We start from the raw sequence: 19,811 nt of genomic DNA on the forward strand, positions 1-19,811 counted from the left end.
GTGAGTCGCCGCAAGACCCCGCGAAGCGGGCCCGGGCGAAACAGATTTTGACTTGTCGAGACCACCAAAGCGCCCGGTGACACCATCCCGACTAACGCCCGCGAAGTGTCGAGACCCCCACAACCCTCGGTGGCGCCAGCCGTCCTAGTCGTCGCCCTCGAGCTGTTTCTCGAGCGCCTCGAGCTTTTCACGCGTACGCGCCAGCACTTTCTTCTGGATCTCGAATTCCTCGCGCGTGACCAGGTCCATCCGGTCGAAGGCGGACTCGAGTACGGCGCGGAACTGCTGCTCGAGTTCGGCGCGGGCGGTGCGCATTTCCCTGGGGACGGCGGCGGCGAGCCGGCGGGTGATTTCGTCGAGGGTCTGGAAGTCGGGGCGCATGTGTCTTCTCGAGTTGTTGAAACCGCAGATTGCGCAGATTAGCGCAGATCCAAACCTCAATGTGTGATTCTCCGGCGGCAGCGCGCCGGGAAGCCGGGTGCCCGTTCGGCGCTCATGCGCGTGGGAGCAATCTGCGTTAATCTGCGCAATCTGCGGTTCCACCAACTCGAAGCGAAACGATGAAACTGATTACCGCCATCATCAAGCCGTTCAAGCTCGACGACGTGCGCGACGCGCTCGGCGAGGTGGGCGTGACCGGCATGACCGTCAGCGAGGTCAAGGGTTTCGGCCGACAGAAGGGCCACACCGAGCTCTACCGCGGCGCGGAGTACGTGGTGGATTTCCTGCCCAAGCTCAAGCTCGAGATCGCCGTATCCGACGACGATGCCGACCGGGTGGTCGAGACCATTGTGGAGACCGCCTCTTCGGGCCGCATCGGCGACGGCAAGATCTTCGTCACCGCCCTCGAGCGCACGGTGCGCATCCGCACCGGCGAGGAGGGCGACGACGCCCTCTGAGCGCGTTGCCGCTCCTGCGCGGGCGACCGCGAATACATGAACGTGACCCAGGGCCGGATAGGCGTCTTGCCGGACAAGCCGGCCGTGCGGCCCAGACCGAGGAAACCGGAATGACTGGAAAATTTTACGGATGGCCGTTGGCCGCATTGTCGATCCTGTTGCTGGCCGCCTGCCAGAGCGAGGGGCCGGGCGCAGCGCTCGAGCCGGCCGAGGAGTGGGAAGTGCATACCGGCACCGACCCGCACAGCTTTGCCGAGTACGAGAAGGTCCGCGTCGAGCACCTGCGGCTGGACCTGGATGCCGACATGGATGCACACGTCCTGTCCGGGCACGTCACCCTGGAGCTGGAGCGGCTCGATCCCGATCATCCGCGCCTGGTTCTCGATACCCGCAATCTCGAGATCCGCGACGTGACCGCGCCGGAGTCGGGAGGCAACTTCCGACCCCTGTCCTGGCGTCTTGCCGAGGCGCATGACGACGCCGATCTCGGCAGTCCGCTCATCATCGCGCTGCCCGAGGGCGTGGAAACGGTCCGCATCGACTACGCCAGCTCGCCGGACGCTTTCGGCCTGCAGTGGCTCGACGGCGAACAGACTTCCTCGGGCGAGCCGTTCATGTTCTCGCAGAGCCAGCCGCACTACGCGCGCACCTGGGTGCCGCTGCAGGACACGCCGGCGGTGCGCTACACCTTCGACGCCACGGTGCGCGTGCCCGAGAACCTGATGGCCGTGATGGGCGCCGGCGGCAATGCCTTCGAGCGCAACGACCGCGGCGAGTACAGCTTTCACATGCCGCAGCCGGTGCCGTCCTACCTGATGGCGATTGCCGTCGGCGACCTCGAGTTCGCCGAGATCGGCCCGCGCTCGGGCGTCTACGCCGAGCCGCAATGGATCGAGGCCGCGGCCGAGGAATTCGACGTGCTCGAGGAAATGATCGACATCGGCGTCGACCTCTACGGCGAATACCGCTGGGGCCGCTACGACCTGCTCGTGCTGCCGCCGAGCTTTCCCTTCGGCGGCATGGAAAACCCGCGCCTGAGTTTCGTCACGCCGACCATCATCGCCGGCGACGGCAGCCTGCTGGCCCTGGTGGCGCACGAGCTGGCCCATTCCTGGTCGGGCAACCTGGTGACCAACGCTGCCTGGCGCGACCTGTGGCTCAACGAGGGCTTCACGGTCTATTTCGAGTCGCGCATCATGGAAGCGCTCTACGGCGAGCGAATCGCGGACATGTTGGCCGTGCTGGAATGGCAGGACCTGAAGGCCGAACTCGAGACCGCCCGCGACGGCATGGCCAGCCTGGTGCTCGACATCGACGAGCAGGACCCGGAGAAGGCCTTCACCGGCGTGCCCTACGCCAAGGGCCGGTTCTTCCTCGACTGGATCGAGCACCGCGTCGGGCGCGAGGCGATCGACACCTTCCTGCGCGCCTATTTCGACGAGTTCGCCTTCGAGTCGATCACGACCAACACCTTCCGCGAGTACCTGCGCGACAACCTGGTCGCGAAGCACTCCGAGGCCTTGAGCATGGAAGAGGTCGATCAGTGGCTCTACCAGCCGGGCCTGCCGGAGTACGCCGTGGCGCCGGAATCGGACGCCTTCGAGCGCGTCGACGCCTGGCGCGAGCGCTGGCTCACCGGTGACGTGAGCACCGAGGAGCTGCCCGGAGGAGAATGGTCGGTGCACGAGTGGCTGCATTTCCTCATTGGCCTGGAAGACAGCCTCGACGTCGAGCGAATGGCCGCGCTGGACGAGGCCTTCGAGCTGACCGGATCGGGCAACTACGAGATCCTGTTCCAGTGGCTGATGCGCTCGATCGAGACCCGCTACGAGCCGGGCATCGAGCGGCTCGAGACCTTCCTGCTCAACGTCGGTCGCAACAAGTTCACCCGCCCGCTCTACAGCGCCCTGGCCGACACCGACTGGGGCCGGGAATGGGCCATCGAGGTCTACGAACGCGCCAAGCCCGGCTATCACCCCCTTACCCGGCAGGCGAGCGAACGCGCGCTCGGCCTGGAGGGCTAGCGAGGCAGGGGGCGTCCTCCAAAACCTCATCAACGCAAAGACGCGAAGACGCGAAGACGCAAAGAGAATATGAAATTAGTCGTTGACTTGCAGGGACCGCTCGCCAAAGCCGCAGTAGCCGCCGCAATCAACCTGTCCGGTGCCTGACATGAGATTGTCTTGACTATTTATTTCCTTTGCGTCTTCGCGTCTTTGCGTTTTCAAGATTTTCAGGGCACAACCGCCGCCCCATTGAATCATCGCGGGCCCAGCCGGATATAATAGGGACCAATTCAATCCTGTTTCGGATGGGCCATGTTCGGCAACTCCTACACACCGGTGAAGTTCGAGCGCGACTGCGAGGTGGTGATGGTGCCCGAGGGGGCGCCGGTCGAGCTGCCCGCGGGCACGGTCGGCTACATCACCCAGCAGATGGGCGGCAGTTTCACCATCTACGTGGACGGGCGCCTGTTCCGGCTGGCCGGCGACGAGGCCGACGCCATCGGCAAGGAGCCGCCGCCGGCGCCGAAGCTGCCCGACGGCGCCACCGACGAGGATGTCGAGGCGCTGGTCATGAGCCAGCTCAAGACCGTCTACGACCCCGAGATCCCGATCAACGTGCTCGACCTGGGCCTGATCTACGAGTGCGAGATCGAAAAAGTCGACGACGACAAGCGCCGCGTGTCGATCGACATGACCCTGACTGCCCCGGGCTGCGGCATGGGCGACATCCTGGTCGCCGACGTCGAGGACCGGGTCGGGCGCATCCCCACCATCGAGAAGGTCGATGTGCGCCTGGTCTTCGACCCGCCCTGGAACCAGCACATGATGAGCGAGGAAGCCCGGCTTGAGACGGGCATGTTCTAGGCTCGCCGTTATTCTGGTATTGCTGCTGGCCTGGCTGCCAGCAGCAAGCCTCGCTTCCTCCACCCTCACACTTCGCGATGCCGCCACCGGGCTGGGCCTGGACGGGCAGGTAACGCTCGCCCCGGCGCCTGCCGATGCGGTGGCGCTGGCCGATTCGGTCGAGCGGATCCTGGCCCGGATCGACGACTCGCGCAAGCTCACTGTGGCCACGACGGCCCGTATCGACTTCGCAGGTCCGCAGGCCCTCATCGCCCGGGCGCCCGGTTATAGGCCCCTGCACACCGTCCTCCGACCCGCCGAATCGGGGCGGGGGGACTGGACGCTGCTGCTCGATCCGCTTGAGCCGCCCGACCGCGCTGACGTTTCGGGTGCCTCGCGCCTGCTGATCGACGGCTGGGTCCACGATCACCGGAGCTTTCGGCCCCTGGCCGGTGTCCGGATCGAAGTGGCGGGGCTTTCGGCAAGCACCAGGACGGGTGCCGATGGTTACTTCGCCCTGGAAATTCCGGCGCCGCGGGTCGAGCAGGGCCTGCCGAAGGCGCTGACCGTCATCGCCTCCAAACCGGGCTATTCCGACTGGACCCGGCACGGCCTGCTGGCCGGGTCGGGTCGGGTCGGTCTGCAGGTGGCGCTCGGAGGTCCGGCGCCGGCCGGGGACGGCCATCGCCAGTTGATGAGCCGGGCGGTCTGGCCCGACGCCGATCCCGGCGCGCGGCGCGCCGGCCAGCCGACCCACCTGCGGGCCGAGCAGCCGCCGGCCAGCATCACCGTGGGTTTCGGCGATGCGGCCTGCTCGGTTGCCTGCTGTACCGGCAAGTGTTCCAACAGTTGCGTGATGTCGCTGGAACGCTACGTGGAGCGAGGTCTGGACAATGAGTGGATCGCCTCCTGGGACCACGACGCGCTGGCGGCCGGGGCCGTCGCCTACCGCAGCTATGGCGCCTGGCACGTGCTCAATCCCCCGGCGCACGGCGCCTACGACATCTGCTCGTCGGCCTGCTGCCAGATGAACGAACCCGACACGCACAGCGGCAGCGACGAGGCCGTGGCGTCGACGGCGGGGCTCATGCTGATCCGGGAGGGCCAGGCCTTTCGTTCGGAATACTCGGCGCAGAACAACTGCCTGCTCGGCAGCGCCTCGTGCAGCAATGTCGACCTCAGCTGCGGGGACGGATTCGCCGGATCTCCCGAAACGGGCTGGCCCTGCCTGGACGACCCGGTGGGGGCCGGTCGCGACTGCTTCGGCCACGGCCGCGGCATGAGTCAGTGGGGCAACCACTACTGGACGCAGGGTCCGTCGCCCAGGCACTGGAAATGGCAGCTGAATCACTACTACAACGATCACGGCGCCGGCAGCGACCTGCGAACCGCCGCGATTTCGCAGGTGCTCTCGATCCTCTCGGCGCAGGCACCGGCCGAAGTCGTCTTCCCGGGCCAGACGTTCACCATCATGCTCGACGCAGAAAACCTGGCGGCGTCGGTGCACCGGAACGTGCTGATCGGCGCCAGCTTGCGGCGAGGTAGCGATCCCTTCATCGACGACCCGGCCAATGACCGGCTCGTCCAGCTGCCTGGCGGCGTCTCCTCTGCGCAGCGCGATTTCGATCTGCCGCCGGACGCGACGGCCGGTTCCTACGACCTGTGGCTGGCACTGTGGATCGACGTGGACCGCGACGCTGCGATCAGTGGTGACGACCTGTCGCAGGGCCTTGTGGTGTTCGAAGACGCCCTTCAGGTTGGCGAAGGGGTCTTCAGGGACCGCTTCGAACCTTAGGGAGCCTCTGGAAGGCTTTGCGCGGCATCCGGGCCGGCGGGGCCGGCCCGGGAGAATGCCCTCGATCAGGGCGTGCGCCAGCGCAGCGCGACGAAGGCGGAGCGGCGGTGGGCGTTGTAGCCGGCCAGCGGTTCGTAGTCCTCGTCGGTGAGGTTTTCCAGGCGGCCTTCCAGGGTCAGGCCGGCGCCCAGCGGCCAGCCGGCGCGCAGGTTGACCAGGGTGTAGCTCGGCAGCTCGGTGCCGAAGTCCGGCCGTTCGCCGACGTGGACGACCTCGGCGCCGAGCCAGCCGTCGTTGGCGAAGGTCCGGTCGAGCGCGATCGAGCCCTTGATGTCGGCGCGGCGCAACAGGTCGCTGTCGGTGGTGCGGTTTTGAGCGTCCTGCCAGGTCAGGTTCGACTCGGCCCGCCAGCGCCGGGCGCGGAAGCGGTAGCTGAGTTCGGCGCCGCGGATGCGCGCTTTCTCGACGTTGATCGCCTGGAATTGCGGGCCGGAGAAGGCGATCAGGTCGTCGATGTCGTTCTGGTAGACGCTCAGTCCGAGCCCGTGGCCGCCGGGGCCGAACCAGTCGAGGCCCAGTTCGCCGCTGATCGAGGTTTCGGGATCGAGATCCGGGTTGCCGGCGTACTGCCCGCCGAAGCCGGGCGAGTAGAGCTGGCTGAAGCTGGGCGCGCGAAAGGCCCGGCCCGCGCTGGCCGACAGGCGCAGGCGCTCGCCCAGGCGCCAGCCGCCGGCGAGATTGCCGGTCAGCGCCGAGCCGAACTGCCCGTCGTGGTCGGCGCGCAGGCTCGCTTCCCAGGACAGCGCGTCGCGCCGGCCGTCGATGCCGGTCCACACGCCGATGTTGTCGCGGTCTTCGTTGAAAGAGCCGCTGGTGTCGCCTTCGACCTGCCAGGCGTCGATGCCCAGCAGCCAGGAGGTGTCGCCCGCGATCGGGCGCTCGGCCTGCAGGCCGGCCTGGATGCGATGGGTCTCGGCGTCGGAGATGCTGAAGCCGTTGTCTGTTTCGAGGTCGTCCCGGTAGAACGCGGCCGAGCCTTCCCAGGTCCAGGGTCCGGCGGTCCGGCGACTATAGCTGCCGCGCAGGGCGTAGTTGAGGAAGTCCGACTCGCCCTGGTCGAATTCGACGTCGCCGCCGGCGAAGCGGGCCGACCAGGCCATCTGCCCGCCGCCGAGCGCATGGTCGCTGCGGGCGCTGAAGCTCAGGTTCTCGAAGCCGTCGTCGTCCGGGTCGTAGGCAAATCCCGAGGGGTTCTGCGAGGAGAAGCCCTCGACGCGGCGGCCGGCGATGTTGAAGCCGATGAAGCCGTTGCCCCAGTGGGCCGAGAGCTGCCGGTCGTCGTAGCGGCCGTAGGCGGCGCGGGCGCCGGCGCCGTCGGACAGGCGGGTGAATATCTGGATGACGCCGCCGACGGCGTCCGAGCCCCAGCGCGCCGCGCGCGGGCCGCGCACGATCTCGATGCGCTCGACGATGGCCGGGTCGATGATCTCCCAGGTGAAGGCGCCGCTGCCGGCAGCGGACACGCGCACGCCGTCGATCAGCACGAGAACGTGGTTGGAGTTGCTCCCGCGCATGAACACGCTGGTCTGTCCGCCGGGGCCGCCGCTGCGGGCGATGTCGATGCCGGTCTCGAGCCTGAGCAGTTCGAGCAGGTCGGGTGCCTGGGCGCGCTCGATGTCGTCTCGCGTGATCACCGAGACCGACGCCAGGGAATCGTCGACGGTCTGCTGAGAACGCGTGGCGGTGACGACGACCGGGTCGCCTTCGTAGGTGGCTTCGTAGGTGGACCGGGCGGTGGCTTCACCGCAGACGATGAGCATGCCGGCGGTCGCCAGCAAGCCGATGGTGGTGCGTTGCATGTTGTGTGCTCCTTGCGCTCACCCGCGCACTGGACCAGGCGCGCAGCAAGGCAGGGAGCCAAGGACGGCGCACGATCGTCGCCGTCTTCGACACCGGTCGCCCGCCGCAGCCCGGTATTCATGGTCGATGCAACAGGCCGGTCTCCTGACTTCCGGCGGCCCTTTCGTGTTCGAAAGGTCCGGGCTGGAACCTTCCCCCGCCTCGAAGGCAGAGTGGTCCTATCCAGCCGCGTCGATCCCTGACCGACGCCGGTTACAGTTGCGGGGGCAGTACCGGACTTGCACCGGTTTCCCGAAACACCCGTTGCGGTTTCTTCTTGCGTGCTTTCCAAAAGAAAGCGCCGGTGGCGGAGCCGACCGGCGCGGAAGAGTATAACGCGGCGAACCGATCAGCGACAGGCCGACCGGTCCGGGGCGATCAGGCGGCCTTGGAGGCCCGGGTGCCGCGAATCGCGTCGCCCGTCTCGGTCAGACCGGCCTGCAGTTCGGCGATATCGAAATCGTCGGTCGCGATGATCTCCATGCTGCGCTTGCGAACATCGGCCAGCAGGTCGGCTTCCTTCTCGGTCAGGATTTCCTTCTTTCTTGCCTGCTCGAGGCGCTCTTCGTAGGTGTAGCCGCTGATCTGTCCGGCGCGCTCGGCCTTGAGCAGCTTGCGTTCGACCGGTTCGGCGGCGATGACGTCGGGCAGCAGTTCTTCCATGATGCCCGGCCAGTAGCCTTCGCGTGCGGTCTTGTAGCAGCCGCGGGTCAGGCGATCGCGGGTTTCGGAGGGCGACAGCAGTAGCGAAGCCACCTTGTGACCGAGGCGATCGTTGGGCGCGCTCTCGCGCTGTCCCAGCGGAAAGACCACCAGCCGCAGCAGCGGGCGCACCCAGGTGATCGGGTAGTTGTCGATCACGCCGTTGAGCGCGCGCTGGATCTTGTAGATCGCGTCGTGGAAGGCCCAGGCCATGATCGGCTGGTCGGCCGCCGGCCGTGCCTCGTGCTCGAAGCGGCGCAACATGGCCGAGCAGATGTAGAGCTGGCTCAGCGCATCGCCCAGACGACCGGAGATTTTCTCCTTGATCTTGAGCTTGCCGCCGTAGGTGAGCATGGCGATATCGGCCATGTAGGCGAACGCCGCCGAGTAACGGCTGAGCTTGCGATAGTACTTGCGCGTGCGGCGGTCACCCGGCACGGCCGCGAACCTCGCAAAGCTCAGGCCGAGGACGAAGGCGCGCGTGGCGCTGGAGATGGAGTGGCCGATGTGCGCGAACAGCAGCTTGTCGAACTCGACCAGGCGCTCCTCCTCGTCCTCGATCTGCAGTGCCTGGAGTTCCTTGAGCACGTAGGGATGGCAGCGAATCGCACCCTGCCCGAAGATCATCAGCGAACGCGTCATGATGTTGGCGCCCTCGACGGTGATCCAGATGGGCGACCCTTCCCAGGCTCGTCCCAGATAGTTCTTCGGCCCCAGGATGATGCCCTTGCCGCCGTGGATGTCCATCGCGTCGCGGATGACTTCGCGACTCATTTCGGTGGCGTGATACTTGGCCAGTGCGCCAGGCACGGCCGGACGCTCGCCGTCATCAACGGCCGAAGCGGTCTGGCGACTGAGCGCGCTGATGGCATAGGTATAGCCGGCCATGCGCGCCAGCGCTTCCTCGACCCCTTCGAAGCGGCCGATGGGCAGTCCGAACTGCTTGCGAATGCGGGCGTAGGCGCCGGTGACCATGGTGGCGGCCTTGGCGCCCCCGGTGGTCGAAGACGGCAGCGAAATGGCGCGGCCGACCGACAGCGACTCGACCAACATGCGCCAGCCCTTGCCGGCGTACTCGGTGCCGCCGAGCAGGTAGTCCAGCGGCACGAAAACGTCCTTGCCGCGAATCGGACCGTTCGGGAACGGATTGTTGAGCGGGAAATGGCGTCGACCGATGTCCATGCCGGGGGTGTCGGCCGGCAGCAGGGCCACGGAGATGCCGATGTCTTCCTGGTCGCCGATCAGGCCGTCGGGATCGTAGAGGCGGAACGCCAGGCCGACCACGGTCGCGACCGGTGCCAGCGTGATGTAGCGCTTCTCGAAATTGAGCTTGATGCCCAGCGTTTCCTTGCCGTTGAACTTGCCCTTGCAGATCACGCCGTAGTCGGCGATGGAAGTCGCATCGGAGCCGGCGACGGTGCTGGTCAGTCCGAAGCAGGGGATTTCATCGCCGGATGCGAGCTTGGGCAGGTAGTGATTCTTCTGTTCATCGGTACCGTAGTGCAGCAGCAGTTCGGCCGGGCCGAGCGAATTGGGCACGGCGACGATCGAGCCCACGGTGGAACTCAGCCCGCCCACTTTCTCCAGCACGGCACGATGGGCCACGGCCGAAAATCCCAGCCCGCCGTATTCCTTGGGGATGATCATCCCGAAGAACTTGTGCTTCTTGAGGTGCTCCCAGACTTCGTCGGAGGTGCCGGCGCGATAGTGGGTGAACTCCCACTCGTCGATCATGCCGCACAGTTCTTCGACGGGGCCATCGAGGAAGGCCTGCTCCTCGGTGTTCAGGTCGTGCAAGGGCTTCTTGATGAAGCGGCTCCAGCGCGGATTGCCGCCGAACAGTTCACCCTCGAAGCCGACGGTTCCGGCATCCAGCGCGACCTGTTCGGTCTCGGAAATCGTCGGCACCATGTTCTGGAAGCTCTCGAGCACGCGCCGTGTGATGAATTCCCGGCGCCAGCTGCGGTTATTGAGCAGGGCGGCAATCGGTGCGAACAGCAGCCAGAAAAGCGTCAGGCTGATCCAGCCGGGCTCTCCTGCCAGGGTGAATCCCAGGCCCACGACGCCGGTGGCGATCGACCAGGTTGCCGCCGAGGCTCGAAGATAGGCGCAGGCCATGCCTGTAACGGCCAGTGCCAACAGGAACAGTAGAAGGGTCATGATCAGCTCGCTCCTTGCGCTGCCTGCCGTTTGAGGAACGGCGTGACGGCGCCCATGAAGTGGTCATTGCGGTCGCCGGCCACCATGTGGGAGGCTTCTTCGACGGTTGCCTGCTCGGCGTGCGGGGCCAGTTTGAGGAATTCCTCGATGTGTTCCTGACCGATCATCTCGCTCTGACCGCCGGCCACCAGCAGGGTGGGGATCTTGAGCCGGCGCGAGGCCGATTTCAGACGAGACTGCAGGTTGCTGCTCTTCTCGGCCAGCGCGAGCATGGCCGGATCCCAGTGCCAGTACCAGCGACCGTCGCTGGCCTGGCGCAGGTTGCGCGTCAGGCCGTCTCCCGAGCCGTTGCGCCGGCGGTGGGGCAGGAAGCCCCTGACGGCCTCGATGGCGTCGTCGAGCGTCTCGAAACCCTTGGGATTCTGGCGCATGAAGGCAAGCATCGCCTCCACGCCGCTGTCGTCCCAGCGCGGCGCGATGTCGACCAGAACCAGGGACGACAGGTCGACCTTGGGCTTTTCCGAGTGGGCCAGCAGAGCGGTCAGGCCGCCCATCGAGGCGCCGATCACGGCCGGACGGTTGGGCAGGGAAGCGCACACCCGCCGGAAATCCTCGATGAACTGCTCGAAATCATATTCGCCGCTGGGGGCGCGGTCCGATTCACCGTGACCACGAGCGTCGTAACTGACCGCCTGCCAGCCGGCGGCGGCCAGGCGACGGCCGGTTTCCTCCCAGGCATACTGGGTCTGGCCGAACCCGTGGGCCATGAGGACGCACGGAGCGCGGTCGTCACCGTAATAGCGCAGGCTCAGGCGGATGCCGTCATCGGTCCAGATCTGGCGTCGGCGGATGTCGTCGTTGAGTTTGCGTACAGCTTCCATACGGCAGAGTATGGGGTTACCCTATTCGTTAGTCAATCAGGTTTCATATTGGTTCGGTAGGGCCCTTAAACAAGAGCCCGTCAAGCCCCGCCGAAGCCCCGAGGAGTACCATCGCGGATCATCATGGCCAAATCAAGTACAGATAATAGCGGCGGCGGCGAGAAAGCTTCGTTGACCCCGGCCGACTGGGAGCAGGAAGCGCTGGCGCTGATCGCAGAAAAAGGCATTGCGGCACTGCGCGTCGAACCACTGGCGCGGCGTCTGGGTATCACCAAGGGCAGCTTCTACTGGCACTTCCCGGGGCGCGATGAGTTGCTGTCAAAGGCCCTGGCGCGATGGGAACAGCAGGACCGCCAGCATCTCAGGCTGTCGCTGAGTGCCGGCAGCGCACCGGCCGAGCGCCTGGCCGACTTTGTCTGGCGCACCAGCCGGCAAACGCTCACCCACCGGATCTACGTGGCGCTGTGCGCCAGCCCCGACCATCCTTGCATCGGCCCGGTGCTGCGGCGCGTGACCGAGCGCCGCATCAAGTACCTGGCGGCCGCGCTGGAGGAACTCGGCCTGCCGACGACCGAGGCGCGTCACCGCGCCAACCTGATGTATTCCTCCTACGTGGGCTACCTGCAGCTCCAGGCCCAGGGCCTGGTGCCGGACAAGGACGAGCCGGATTTCGACGCCTACGTGCAGCACGTCATCGAGACGCTGATCGAGATCTGACCCGCCAACCAGCCAACCTATCCGTCAGGGCCGGTGCTCGCGCCCCAGGTACTCGTGGCTTTGCATCTCGATCAGGCGCGAGACGGTTCGCTCGAACGGCGAGGCCAGGCGCTTACCCTGATACAGCGCCTCTGGCGCGACCTCGGCGGAGATCACCAGCTTCACGGCCCGGTCGTAGCATTCGTCCACCAGGTGGATGAATCGCCGTGCCGCGTTGTTGTCGCTTTCGTCCATGGCCGGCACGTCGCTGAGGAAGATCGTGGAAAAGCGTCGGGCCAGTTCGATGTAGTCGCCGCTGGCGCGCGGACCGAGGCACAGGGTCTCGAAATCGAACCAGACCACCGGCCCCGCCCGGTGCAGCGGTCGGAGCGAGCGGCCGCGCACGTCCAGCGGGGCGTCGCCGGTCGGTTCGCCGCGGGTGAGCGTGGCGAATTCCTGCCGCATTTCCTCCCGGGTCCCTTCGCTGGCCGGGTGATAGTAGGTGCGGTGGCGGCTGAGTTCGCGCAGGCGATAGTCGGTCTCGGCGTCCAGTTGCACCACTTCGCAGTGCCTCTCGATCGCCTCGATGGCGGGCACGAAACGCTCTCGCTGGAGGCCGCCGGCATACAGGTCGCCGGGCGCGGTATTGCTGGTCGCGACCAGGCACAGCCCGCGCTCGAAGAGCGGTTGCAGCAGGCCGCCGAGCAGCATGGCGTCGGCGATGTCGCTGACGTGGAATTCGTCGAAACACAGCACCCGGCAGCGGCCGGCGATCTCGCGGGCCATCGTCGGCAACGGATCGCGCTGGCGGCCGTGGCGCTTGAGTTCGTCCTGGACGTGATCCATGAAGCGGTGGAAGTGAATGCGCCAGGCAGGTACGCCCGCCTCGTGCAGGCTTTCGGCGAACAGGTCCATCAGCATCGTCTTGCCGCGGCCGACCTGGCCATGCACGTAGAGACCCTCGACCGGCGGATGGCGGCGGCGCCAGCGATCGATGAGGCCGGTGGGTCGGTCGAGCAGTTGCCGGTAGCGTCCCTGCAGCCGCTCGACAACGCCTTGCTGGGCCGCGTCGGCCTGCAGCTGGTCTTGCTCGACGAGTGCGCGGTAGCGCTCGAGCGGCCCGGCCCCGGCCATCGTCCTCAGGGCAGGTTGGGCTGTACGTGGTTCTTGATCAGGCCGCGCAGGTCCATGAGGCGTCGGTGGAAGAAGTGTCCGGTGCCTTCCATCACCACCAGGTTGGCGTCCTGCCCGAGCTTCTCGGCCCAGTCGTAGACCGCTTCGGGCGAGACGACCTCGTCCTCGTCGCCCTGCACCACAAGCCAGGGGCAATTGGGCGGCTGGAGATCGGCGAAGCCGTAGCGCTCCACCGGCGGTGCGATCGAGATGAGCTGGCGCACCGGCAGGTCCTGGGCGGCTTTCAGGGCGATGTAGGAGCCGAAAGAGAAACCGCCCAGCCAGAGGTCGTCGTCCGGGCGGACCTTGCGCACCCAGTCGATGACCGCCATGAGGTCGTCGGTCTCGCCGTCACCGTCGTCGAACTCGCCCTGGCTCTCTCCCACGCCGCGGAAGTTGAAGCGCACGGTACGCAGCCCCAGTTCGCGCAGGCTGCGCTCCATGATCGTGACCACCTTGTTGCGCAGGGTGCCGCCGTGCTGGGGATGGGGATGGCACAGGACTGCCGTGGCCGGGCGCTCCTCCCCTTCCTCGGGAACGTCGCCCAGGCACTCGATTCTGCCGGCCGGGCCGGTGATGAAGAATTCGGCGGATTCGGTCGGAAACTCGGCCGGGTCGGTATCCATTAAGCGTCCTTGACGGTTGCCAGCGCCGCTCACGCGGGGGCATCATCATAACCCACTCACCCCGGCAACTGCAGGTCCCCGACCCGCCATGAATCATCTCGCACACGTGGTGCTCGCGGGCCCTGATGAGGGCCTGAGACTCGGGGCCTTCCTGGGCGATCACGTCAAGGGCCGCGAGGCGCTCTCCGATCTGCCCCCGGACTGGGCGGCCGGCGTCGAACTGCATCGGTGCATCGACTCCTTCAGCGATGGTCATCCCGCCGTTCTCGGGCTGTTGGAGCGCCTGGAATCGCCCTGGCGACGCTATGGCGGTGTGATATCCGACGTGCTGTTCGACCACATGCTGACCCGCTACTGGTCGCGTTTTGGGCCGACCGATCTCGTGGAGCTGGGCGGGCAGGTCGACGAGTTGCTCGCCCGCCACGCCGAACGCCTGCCGCCGCGGCTGGTGCGATTCGGGGCCTGGGCACGCAGCCGGGGGTTGTGGTGGCGCTACGGCGAGCGGGACATGCTGGAGGAAATCTTCTTTCTGCTGGCCCGGCGGCATGGCCGGAGCTGGCCGCTTTCGCACGGCGCACGCCTGCTCGACGACCACGAAGCGGCCATCGAGGAGGCGTTTCTGGAGCTTTTCCCGGACCTGCAGGCCCGGGCAAGCGAGGATCGGGAGCGGCTCTACTCTACCTGGTCGAGCATGTAGTCGACCGAAGCGGCGACCTGCTCGTCGCTGAGGTCGGATCGACCGCCGCGCGCCGGCATGGCGTTGATGCCGTTGATGGCATTGCTCACGAGCGTTTCGCGGCCCTTGTCCGCCACCCGCGCGCCCATTTCCCCGGCAACCAGGCGCGGTGCGCCAGCGGCACCGGAGTCGTGACAGGCGGCGCAGACGCGACCGTAGATCATTTCGCCGTCGGTCGAGCCCTCGAAGGCCACCTGAGGTTCCGAGCTGGCGGCGGCCGCTTCGGCTGCGGCCTGCGCCGCGGCGCGACCGGTCTCACCGGCATAGACGCCGCCGACCGGTTGCAGGCGTTCCTCGACGGCGGCCTGGCGTGCGGCGCTCTGTTCGCCGTCGAACTCGCGGTCGTGGATGATCAGGGCCAGAATGATGATGACCACGGTAAAGGCGACCAGCCCGGCCAGCACCGCGCTGAACGTTTGAATGAATTGACGATCATGTTGCTCGGACACGCCGGACAGACCTCGCGATTAATTGGATTGGAACACGGTCCGATGGCCGGACCGCAAAAACCGCGATTATACCGCCTGGTCGCCCATGGATACAGTCTCGCGCCCCAGCCGCGCAACGAGTGCTGTCGCAGCGGCCGAGCCGGCCAGGGGCAGGGCGGCCGCCAGCAGGGCCATCGGATTTCCGGGCATGACCAGGCCGACCAGCAGGAAAGCCGGCAGGCCGAGCAATCCCCCGGCCGCCACACCAAGCGCCGGGTGCGGGCCGGCGGCCGCGGCCATGGTGCCGGCCGCCAGCCCCCCGAGCATCCACACCAGGGCGGGAACGGGCAGCAGCGGCCAGACCAGCGAACCGGCATAGCCGTCGGCGGCTTCCACGTACATCAGGGGTGCGGGCAGAAGAACCGCAAGGCCGCTCGAGACGGCTTCGATCAGGATCACGCCGATGACCAGGCCCGCTGTCAGGGCTCCCAGGACGCGCATGTTCTCAGTGTTCCCGACGGTGCCTCGGACCAGTTTAGCAGCCCGATCCGGTGTGTGACCTATCCGACGCCTGCGCTATACTGCCGCGCACATCAGAAGCGATGCCAGCAGTTTCAGGGCATCCGAGGGGTCGGCCAGTCCATGAACTTTCCGCCAGCACCGGCAAGTCGACGCGCGGGGCATACCGCGTGAGCGCCGCCGACCCCGTGGCGACACCCGGCGGCGAGCGCCCCCAACGCTGGAGCCCGTGGATGGCGGGGCTCCTCATGCTCGCCGGTGTCGCGGGAACGCTGTTTCTCTACCGGGGCCTGCAATCGGCCGAGGACGCGTCACTGGCGCGCTATGTCGACAATCTGGCCGGCTACATCGAGGCCGACATGCTGGCCGATATGCGCGAGCAGATGAACGCGCACCGCCGCATGTCGGCACGCCTGGCTCACTACGGCCTCGCCGATCGCGAGGGCTGGGAACTCAACGCCGAGCTGTTCCTCGATCACTACGACTACTACCGCACTCTGGCCGTACTCGGTCCCGACTTGACCGTGCGCTGGATTCGCAACCGGGATCTCGAGGTCGTCGGGCCGGGCGAGACCTTTCCGGTCGACGAGGATTTCCGGCCGGCCGTGTCGCGTGCCGGCGCCACCGGCGAGATGGTTGCCACCCGGCCGCGCTTCCTCCCCGACGGGAGACCGGGTATCAGCCTCGTCAGCCCGATCGGCACCGGCGATGAGCACGTCGGCTATTTGGCGACCACGATGGACATTCCCGCCGCGATCGACGCGATGATTCCCGCCCTGTTCCGCGAATCGCTCGATCTTCACGCCGTCGCTCGCGGCCGAAATGTCTACCCTTTTCCGCCAGAGGCCGAGCCGGCCCGCTGGGACGCTGGCTTCACCGTCGACATGGACAACGACGAGGCCGGCTTCCTGTTCGAGTTTGCCGTCAGCGACGAGATTCGCGAGCAGCTCAGCACGGCGATGCCCGAGGTGGTCCTGCTCAGCGGCATCCTGCTTTCACTCCTGTTGGCGGCGGTCGTCTATCTCGGACTCAATGCCAGCGGCCAGGCCCTGGTCATGTCGCGGGCCAATCGGCGCCTGGAAGAGGAAATCGGCGAACGCGAAGCGGCCGAGCGCGAGCTGGCATTTCTGGTCAATCACGACGGCCTGACGGGTCTTCCCAACCGCTTCGGAATTTCCGAGTACCTGGCCGATCTCATCGAGCGTCACGGTGACCACGAGTCGCAACTGGCGGTGCTGTTCCTCGATCTCGATCAGTTCAAGGACATCAACGACTCCCTCGGGCACCAGCTCGGCGACCAGCTGCTGTGCGAAGTGCCGCGCCGGCTCGCCGGCGTGCTGCGCGACCGCGATTTCGTGGGTCGTCACGGCGGCGACGAATTCCTGATCGCGGTCGAGCGCGCCGACCGCGAGCAGGTCGAGCAGTTGGCGGCCAACATCCTGCGCGCGCTCGACGGCGGCTTCGCGGTCGAGGATCATCGCCTGTTCATCTCCGGCAGTATCGGGATCGCCTACTATCCGGAATCCGGGCGCTCGGTCAGCGAATTGATCCAGAATGCCGACACGGCCCTGTTCAAGGCCAAGAACGCCGGGCGCAACCAGTTCGCCGTGTTCACCCGCGAGATGTTCGCCCAGGCGCAACACCGTCTGCACCTCAGCCGCGACATTCGCCACGCGCTGGAGGACGGCGACTTCCGCGTGGTCTATCAGCCCATCATCGACATCCGGGACCTTTCCATGATCGGTGTCGAGGCGCTGCTTCGCTGGGAGCACAGCGACGGCTACGCGGTGCCGCCGCAGGAGTTCATTCGCGTCGCCGAGGAAACCGGCATCATCGGTCGTCTGGGGCAGTTCGCCCTCGATCGCGCGCTATCGGACATGGCCCACTGGAAATCCCTTTCCGCGGACTTGCCCTGGCTGGCGGTCAACGTCTCGGGGGCGCAGATTCACGAAGCCGGCTTCGCCGAACAGCTCAGCGTGCTTCTGCACCAGCACCGCATCGAACCCGAGCAACTGCACCTGGAGATCACCGAGGAAGTGCTGATCGAGAATCTGGCCCGCAACCGCCGCATGCTTCACAAGCTCGACGAGATCGGCATGCGTATCGTGGTCGACGATTTCGGCGTCGGCTATTCCTCGCTGAGCTATCTCAAGAATTTTCCGATTTCCGTGGTCAAGATCGACCGCGGCTTCGTGCGCGATATCGTGTCCGACCCCGAAGACCAGGCCATCACGCGCACCATCTGCAGCCTGGCCGGCGACCTGGGCATGCAGACCGTCGCCGAGGGTGTCGAGACCGACGAACAGCTGGCCCTGCTGGCCAGCTACCGCTGCTCCTTTGCCCAGGGGTTCCTGTTCTCCCGCCCGGCCGAGGCCGACGACATTGCCGAGATGATCGCCGGCAGTCTGCCCTGGCGGGAGGAGTCGGCGGGCTAGCCCTGCCTGGCCTATGGGGAGAATTCGGTTACAATAAGCGGCTGTTTGCGCCACGCCATCGGCCATCGCGGCGCGGCTTACAATCAGTTTCCCAGCGCCCGTAGCTCAGCTGGATAGAGCACTGCCCTCCGAAGGCAGGGGTCGCAGGTTCGAATCCTGCCGGGCGCGCCAGTTTCTGAAGAAAGCCTCGTCACCCGACGGGGCTTTTTCGTACCCATAGCCCAATTCAAACCTGCGACCCATCACGATCCAGGTTCGAAAATCGCGCGTCAGCGCGGTTTCGCTGGCGCGAAGTCGCCAGCCAAATTTCCTTGATGTTTCGCTGGCGCGAAGTCGCCAGGCCGAAGGCCAAGCCCGCGCAGCGGGCGCAGCAATCCTGCCGGGCGCGCCATCATCTCCAAAAGCCTCGTCCCGGGACGGGGCTTTTCGTTTCAAGAGTTCCATTCGAACCCGCGACCCGTCACCACTCAGCTACAGGTCGAAGCGTTTTCCTTTGCGTCGAGAATCCGCTTGATCGTCTCGGCCAGCTCCGGTATCCACCGCAGCACCACCACCAGGTCGTTGCACTCGTCCACGTAGATGTAGTTGCCGCCGAAGCCGGCCGCCCAGTAAGCGTCTTCCGGCGCGGCGGGAATGCGCTCGCGGTCGGTGTTGAGCCACCACATGTAGCCGTAGTCGGGGCGGGCCTCGGTGGGTTCGCGAAGCCGTTCGAACCATTCGTCGGGAATCAGGCGACGGCCGTCCCAGACGCCGCGGTTGAGCATCAGCAGGCCGTAGCGCGCGTGGTCCTGGGTGCTTATGAACAGCCCGCCGCCGAAGTGGCCGCCGCCCGAGACCGACTGGATGCGTCGGGCGTCGACAGTGACCCAGGAGTTCTCGTAGCCGTGCCAGCGCCAGGTGTTCGAGGCGCCGATGGGATCCATGATCGCTTCGCGCAGGACGACGGGAAGCGGTTCGCGAAACACCTGCAGCAGGCTGTAGGCCAGGAGATTGACGCGCACGTCGTTGTACTTGAAGTGAGTGCCCGGTGGGTGCAACTCCCGGTTGCGCCAATCTTCCGGGTCATCGCCAACGGGCCGGTCGGCCCAGTCGGGTGTGTCCCACAGCGAGCCCGACCAGTCGGAGGTCTGCTGCAGCAGGTGGTGCCAGGTGATCTTCGCGTTGTGTTCCCCGTCGAACTTGCCGTCGGTGACGTACTTTGCGACCGGGTCGTGCAGGGACTCGATCAGGCCGCGTTCGACGGCGAGAGCCGCCAGCGTGGACAAGTAGCTCTTGACTACGCTGAAGGTCATGTCGACGCGGTTGACGTCGCCCCACCGGGCAACGATCCTGCCGCCCGAGAGGATCATGCCGCTGTCGCCGTCGCGGGGATGAGTCGGCCCGAGCACCCGATAGTCCGGTTCGCGCGGTGTGTAGGTGTCGAGCAGGACCTGATGCAGGTCCGCGGGATCCGTCACGGCACTCGAGCGGGCGAACCGTATGGCCGATTCGAGCGATTCCCGATCGAACCCGGCCGCAGCCGGTGCGGCCGCCTGCCAGTCGTGAGGCCCGGGGAAATAGGGATCACCGAAAGCCGGTGCAGTTGCCAGGCCTGCAGCCAGGCAGAAGATCCAGGCGATGGATCGGGTCGGAAGAATCTGCATTTCGAGTCGTATTCGAATGATCGCTGCCTCGGGAGCATATCACCAGGCATGCATAAATGACCGACGTTGCCCGACTTGACTCTGCTGGGCGCAGCGACGAAGCTGTGCGCGCCGGACAAGCGTGACGGGAATCACGTTCGGACCCATCGGGGTCCGCTGCCCCTTCCTTTTGACCGGCGCATAGCTGTCAATCGCTCGCCGAGTCGCGTGGCGACGTCTACCGGGACGTTGCCGGAGGGAATCGTGCGCTCGGCCAATGTGCGTTGGCTGTCGCTTTCGTATTGAGGGAGAAATCCGGAATGATATCGAGCTTTTCACGAACCGCACTGGTAGCGGTTCTCCTCGGTGCTTGTCTGGCCGCCAGCCTGGC

16 protein-coding genes, 1 tRNA gene and 1 riboswitch are annotated in these 19,811 nt (G+C 66.4%); of the genes, 8 read left to right on the forward strand and 9 right to left on the reverse strand.

Annotated elements, in window-relative coordinates:
• Positions 1 to 144: 144 nt before the first annotated feature.
• The gene (locus DZC52_RS06745; RefSeq protein ID WP_116650368.1) at positions 145 to 381 is read right to left on the reverse strand and encodes an accessory factor UbiK family protein; all 237 of its coding nucleotides are present in this window, start codon (positions 379 to 381) and stop codon (positions 145 to 147) included.
• Positions 382 to 560: 179 nt separating this feature from the next.
• On the opposite strand from DZC52_RS06745, the gene DZC52_RS06750 reads away from it, so the two are divergent.
• The 4 genes from DZC52_RS06750 (at position 561) to DZC52_RS06765 (ending at position 5,543) form a co-directional block, all read left to right on the forward strand.
• Positions 561 to 899: a P-II family nitrogen regulator gene (locus tag DZC52_RS06750; protein WP_116650369.1), complete on the forward strand. Its 339-nt coding sequence runs from the start codon at positions 561 to 563 to the stop codon at positions 897 to 899.
• A gap of 110 nt (positions 900 to 1,009) precedes the next feature.
• Entirely contained in the window at positions 1,010 to 2,923 is a 1,914-nt protein-coding gene (locus tag DZC52_RS06755; RefSeq protein ID WP_116650370.1) for a M1 family metallopeptidase, read from the forward strand.
• Between the two features lie 294 nt (positions 2,924 to 3,217).
• Complete coding sequence (sufT, locus tag DZC52_RS06760) at positions 3,218 to 3,769, forward strand: putative Fe-S cluster assembly protein SufT (protein WP_116650371.1); 552 nt, start codon at positions 3,218 to 3,220, stop codon at positions 3,767 to 3,769.
• The gene (locus tag DZC52_RS06765; protein ID WP_147307630.1) at positions 3,750 to 5,543 is read left to right on the forward strand and encodes a SpoIID/LytB domain-containing protein; all 1,794 of its coding nucleotides are present in this window, start codon (positions 3,750 to 3,752) and stop codon (positions 5,541 to 5,543) included. The genes sufT and DZC52_RS06765 overlap by 20 nt, the downstream gene beginning before the upstream one ends.
• Before the next feature lie 65 nt (positions 5,544 to 5,608).
• Here DZC52_RS06765 and DZC52_RS06770 read toward each other — a convergent pair whose 3' ends face one another.
• The 3 genes from DZC52_RS06770 to DZC52_RS06780 form a co-directional block, all read right to left on the reverse strand.
• A complete protein-coding gene (locus tag DZC52_RS06770) occupies positions 5,609 to 7,402 on the reverse strand; it encodes a TonB-dependent receptor domain-containing protein (protein ID WP_116650373.1) in 1,794 nt (597 codons plus the stop codon).
• A 118-nt stretch (positions 7,403 to 7,520) separates the two neighbouring features.
• A riboswitch (cobalamin riboswitch) is annotated at positions 7,521 to 7,763 on the reverse strand.
• Positions 7,764 to 7,820: 57 nt separating this feature from the next.
• Entirely contained in the window at positions 7,821 to 10,304 is a 2,484-nt protein-coding gene (locus DZC52_RS06775) for an acyl-CoA dehydrogenase (RefSeq protein WP_116650374.1), read from the reverse strand.
• Between the two features lie 2 nt (positions 10,305 to 10,306).
• Positions 10,307 to 11,185 carry an alpha/beta fold hydrolase gene (locus DZC52_RS06780; RefSeq protein ID WP_116650375.1) on the reverse strand — a complete coding sequence of 293 codons (879 nt, stop codon included), beginning with the start codon at positions 11,183 to 11,185 and terminating at the stop codon, positions 10,307 to 10,309.
• 123 nt (positions 11,186 to 11,308) lie between these two features.
• Between DZC52_RS06780 and DZC52_RS06785 the strand changes: the two genes are divergently transcribed.
• Positions 11,309 to 11,902: a TetR/AcrR family transcriptional regulator gene (locus DZC52_RS06785; protein WP_116650376.1), complete on the forward strand. Its 594-nt coding sequence runs from the start codon at positions 11,309 to 11,311 to the stop codon at positions 11,900 to 11,902.
• 24 nt (positions 11,903 to 11,926) lie between these two features.
• On the opposite strand, the gene zapE is transcribed toward DZC52_RS06785, so the two are convergent.
• Together zapE and DZC52_RS06795 are read right to left on the reverse strand one after the other, a co-directional pair.
• Entirely contained in the window at positions 11,927 to 13,015 is a 1,089-nt protein-coding gene (gene zapE, locus DZC52_RS06790; protein WP_116650377.1) for a cell division protein ZapE, read from the reverse strand.
• A gap of 5 nt (positions 13,016 to 13,020) precedes the next feature.
• Complete coding sequence (locus DZC52_RS06795; RefSeq protein ID WP_116650378.1) at positions 13,021 to 13,680, reverse strand: alpha/beta hydrolase; 660 nt, start codon at positions 13,678 to 13,680, stop codon at positions 13,021 to 13,023.
• Positions 13,681 to 13,768: 88 nt separating this feature from the next.
• On the opposite strand from DZC52_RS06795, the gene DZC52_RS06800 reads away from it, so the two are divergent.
• A complete protein-coding gene (locus DZC52_RS06800; protein WP_116650379.1) occupies positions 13,769 to 14,377 on the forward strand; it encodes an acyl carrier protein phosphodiesterase in 609 nt (202 codons plus the stop codon).
• Here DZC52_RS06800 and DZC52_RS15710 read toward each other — a convergent pair.
• Both DZC52_RS15710 and DZC52_RS06810 read right to left on the reverse strand, forming a co-directional pair.
• Positions 14,353 to 14,865 (reverse strand): c-type cytochrome, encoded by a 513-nt coding sequence (locus DZC52_RS15710; RefSeq protein ID WP_116650380.1) that lies wholly within the window; start codon positions 14,863 to 14,865, stop codon positions 14,353 to 14,355. The genes DZC52_RS06800 and DZC52_RS15710 overlap by 25 nt on opposite strands.
• A 66-nt stretch (positions 14,866 to 14,931) precedes the next feature.
• A complete protein-coding gene (locus tag DZC52_RS06810) occupies positions 14,932 to 15,345 on the reverse strand; it encodes a hypothetical protein (protein WP_116650381.1) in 414 nt (137 codons plus the stop codon).
• Positions 15,346 to 15,533: 188 nt separating this feature from the next.
• Between DZC52_RS06810 and DZC52_RS06815 the strand changes: the two genes are divergently transcribed.
• On the forward strand, positions 15,534 to 17,798 hold the full coding sequence (locus tag DZC52_RS06815; RefSeq protein WP_181918820.1) for a putative bifunctional diguanylate cyclase/phosphodiesterase: 2,265 nt from the start codon (positions 15,534 to 15,536) through the stop codon (positions 17,796 to 17,798).
• A gap of 94 nt (positions 17,799 to 17,892) precedes the next feature.
• Positions 17,893 to 17,969 (forward strand) — tRNA-Arg (locus DZC52_RS06820).
• A gap of 296 nt (positions 17,970 to 18,265) precedes the next feature.
• On the opposite strand, the gene DZC52_RS06825 is transcribed toward DZC52_RS06820, so the two are convergent.
• On the reverse strand, positions 18,266 to 19,441 hold the full coding sequence (locus DZC52_RS06825) for a serine hydrolase domain-containing protein (protein WP_116650383.1): 1,176 nt from the start codon (positions 19,439 to 19,441) through the stop codon (positions 18,266 to 18,268).
• Positions 19,442 to 19,811 lie beyond the last annotated feature (370 nt).

Source organism: Wenzhouxiangella sediminis (assembly GCF_003410055.1).
Taxonomy (GTDB): domain Bacteria; phylum Pseudomonadota; class Gammaproteobacteria; order Xanthomonadales; family Wenzhouxiangellaceae; genus Wenzhouxiangella; species Wenzhouxiangella sediminis.